The organism is Pseudomonas sp. P5_B2 (assembly GCF_056400445.1).
The window spans coordinates 1-2439 of sequence record NZ_JBFULH010000598.1; the positions used below are offsets into that span (position 1 = coordinate 1).

The window sequence follows — 2439 nt, forward strand, 5'->3', positions numbered from 1 at the left end:
GCCGAATCCACCGTCCTCGGCGGCCGTCTTGGCCGAGTGGCACGGTCCGCACAGGCTCTGCCAGTTGGTYTTGTCCCAGAACAGGCCCATGTCGTTCTTGTGCGGGATGATGTGGTCGACATCGGTGGCCACGACTACCAATCCACGAGCCGAGCAATGAAAACAGAGCGGATGCTTGGCAAGGAAGCCAGCCCTGGCCTGCTGCCACTTGTAGTTGTAGTGGCGCTTGGTGCTGCTTTCCCTTGGCTTGGCTCGGGCCGCACTCTTCAGTAGATGAGCATGGTCATCGCAGTAGCGAGGGTTGCGGGTCAGGACATTGCAGCCTTGGGCATTGCACGGCTTCTGTGGCCTCAGCGGCATGGGGTGCCATCCATATAGGTTTAAGATATGGCATCAGGGTCGTCATCACTATCATCTGCCAGGGCCTGGATCAGTAGCAGTTGCTGCTCGGCCATCCTGTTGAGGATCGTTGTCTGCTGCTTCTGCTCGGCCAACACCTGGGTCAGCAGGCTTTCCAAGCAGCTGGGATGCTCGCTCATATGCCACCTTGCTCCACTTCTTTATCCAGTCACGCCGGGATGCACACCCACTGCAAGCCTTGGTAGTCATCGCTTTCCTAAAACTTGAAATATTGACGTGTCCCCGCTAAACCTTTAGGTCGTTCAGAGGAGGAAGTAGGGAGACACAAGATGCCCAATCGATTCGTWGTGGTAAACGCAAGACCAATGSAGCATGGMCAAGACAGCRGWAGCGMAMATCYAGCRMRTCGYGTWRCTCGCGGCTATCTCATCCTGGACAGGCATCAAGACCAAAGACTTCCAGACTGCTATATGARMCGSAATGAAGCCCAAGARGAATGCGATAGAAGAAATGAGRYGTAGCGCCGAAGCTGCGCCGCACTCACCTGCAGCACGCCTACCACTCCGCGACACAATTTGCTGATTCGCGAAACGTGTCGCACCTACTTACTCAGCTTCGGCTGAAGCACCACGCGAGCGATCATCACCAGCAGGCCCAGCACGCCATAGGCAATCGGCGGCAGCACAGCTTGCAGTGAAGGCAGGAGCTGTTCAGCGATACCCAGCACAGCGATAGCACCACCCACCTGAACGCTCTGCATCTTCAGCGCGTCTTTCCAGTTGTCGATCAGTTGCATGGTCACTCCTTAGGATTTGCGCCGTGATGGCTTTGGCTTGCTCATGAGGCCGACGGGTTGGTAACCGCTCCGGCGCTCTTCCCCACCCCAACTCCAGTCCTGTGTGAAGATGTACCGACGGCGGGCCCAGGCATACAGGACGACACCGCTATGCAGCGTTACGGTGAACAGTGAGGCGCTTGCACCACGGATCATTTCGCCGAGCAAGCCGAAGGCACCAATGGCCACCAGGTAGAACGCGATGGCGATGACCGGATGCTTTAGCAGGTCAACGGCACGCAGGTATTCCAGCGCAGCCAGTACCACGAAGATGCACAACACGGCATCCATGCCCGTAAGGATGATGTTCATGTCAGGTGCCTCGCGTTGCAACGAACTGCCCAAGTACAGCCTTCGCCGCAGGAATCAAGTTCATGGCCGTCAAGCCCAGCACGAAAGCCACACCGCAGAGCAGGTAGTCGTCTGACACCAGTTCCAGTTTTTGAACGAGGAACGCGGTCACCGGCTGTGTCAGGAAGATCGAGAAGAAAAACCCGGTCAGTACTGCGGTAGCGGCCTGGCCTCGGGTGAGGTCTTTCAGGAAGCCCAGCGACAGGATGGCGCCGACGAAACTGGCCGTCACAACGCCGTACTTCGCCACCAGCAAGCCGGCAGCAGTGCTCGTTGGTTCAGCCATTGGAGACTCCATAGAAATAAAAAGGCCCGCGCAAAGGCGGGCTAGTGGCTCCGTGCTATCGTCGAGATTCCTATAACCGCGACAAAGGACGTAACCATGAACAAAACAAGGACCGTGCAAACAGATCTGTTTGAGGCCAAAAGCCAAACAGGAAGGATCTACGTGATATCCGAACAAACCACCCAGATCATGAGCACCTTTTTGGACAACTCGAACACAGGCTGGATGAATGGAACCAAGCACTACAAAGTCAAAAGTGGCGGCTCCGCAAACAAGCTGAGCGAAACCGAATTTCACATCCTGGCATCAGGCGAGGACGCTACTCGCCTCTGACGGCAAGCTGTACGCTCTCATCAGAAAGCACGGTGACTTCAATCGGCTCGTGCTTTCGTTTTAGATACTCATACAGCGCGAGTTCGACGCTGGCGGGTATCAGTACTCCCTTGATGCTCACGCCAGCGTCATCCATCACAACCTCATTCTGTCCATAGGCGGCAATACCTAGGCTCAGGGTCGATTCGCCGCCACCTTTGAAGTTAAGGGTCATATCGCTGACGACACTCGACAGGTTAATGCCGTCCACCAACAGAACGCCTCGGTTGAATTC

At 56.0% G+C, this 2439-nt stretch carries 7 protein-coding genes; 1 reads left to right on the forward strand and 6 read right to left on the reverse strand.

Annotated elements, in window-relative coordinates; genetic code table 11:
* The 5 genes from AC1DRJ_RS24470 to AC1DRJ_RS24490 form a co-directional block, all read right to left on the reverse strand.
* A partial coding sequence (locus AC1DRJ_RS24470; RefSeq protein WP_477804427.1) for an HNH endonuclease signature motif containing protein occupies nt 1–360 on the reverse strand: 360 nt, incomplete at its 3' end.
* Between the two features lie 20 nt (nt 361–380).
* Complete coding sequence (locus AC1DRJ_RS24475) at nt 381–539, reverse strand: hypothetical protein (protein ID WP_477804428.1); 159 nt, start codon at nt 537–539, stop codon at nt 381–383.
* A 422-nt stretch (nt 540–961) separates the two neighbouring features.
* Entirely contained in the window at nt 962–1156 is a 195-nt protein-coding gene (locus AC1DRJ_RS24480) for a DUF7940 domain-containing protein (protein WP_477804429.1), read from the reverse strand.
* Nucleotides 1157–1165: 9 nt separating this feature from the next.
* Nucleotides 1166–1507 (reverse strand): hypothetical protein, encoded by a 342-nt coding sequence (locus tag AC1DRJ_RS24485; protein ID WP_477804430.1) that lies wholly within the window; start codon nt 1505–1507, stop codon nt 1166–1168.
* A 1-nt stretch (nt 1508) separates the two neighbouring features.
* Nucleotides 1509–1832 carry a peptidase M48, Ste24p gene (locus AC1DRJ_RS24490; RefSeq protein ID WP_477804431.1) on the reverse strand — a complete coding sequence of 108 codons (324 nt, stop codon included), beginning with the start codon at nt 1830–1832 and terminating at the stop codon, nt 1509–1511.
* A gap of 96 nt (nt 1833–1928) precedes the next feature.
* Here AC1DRJ_RS24490 and AC1DRJ_RS24495 point away from each other — a divergent pair, with 96 nt between their 5' ends.
* Nucleotides 1929–2165: a hypothetical protein gene (locus tag AC1DRJ_RS24495; protein ID WP_477804432.1), complete on the forward strand. Its 237-nt coding sequence runs from the start codon at nt 1929–1931 to the stop codon at nt 2163–2165.
* Here AC1DRJ_RS24495 and AC1DRJ_RS24500 read toward each other — a convergent pair.
* A partial coding sequence (locus AC1DRJ_RS24500) for a hypothetical protein (RefSeq protein WP_477804433.1) occupies nt 2152–2439 on the reverse strand: 288 nt, incomplete at its 5' end. The genes AC1DRJ_RS24495 and AC1DRJ_RS24500 overlap by 14 nt on opposite strands.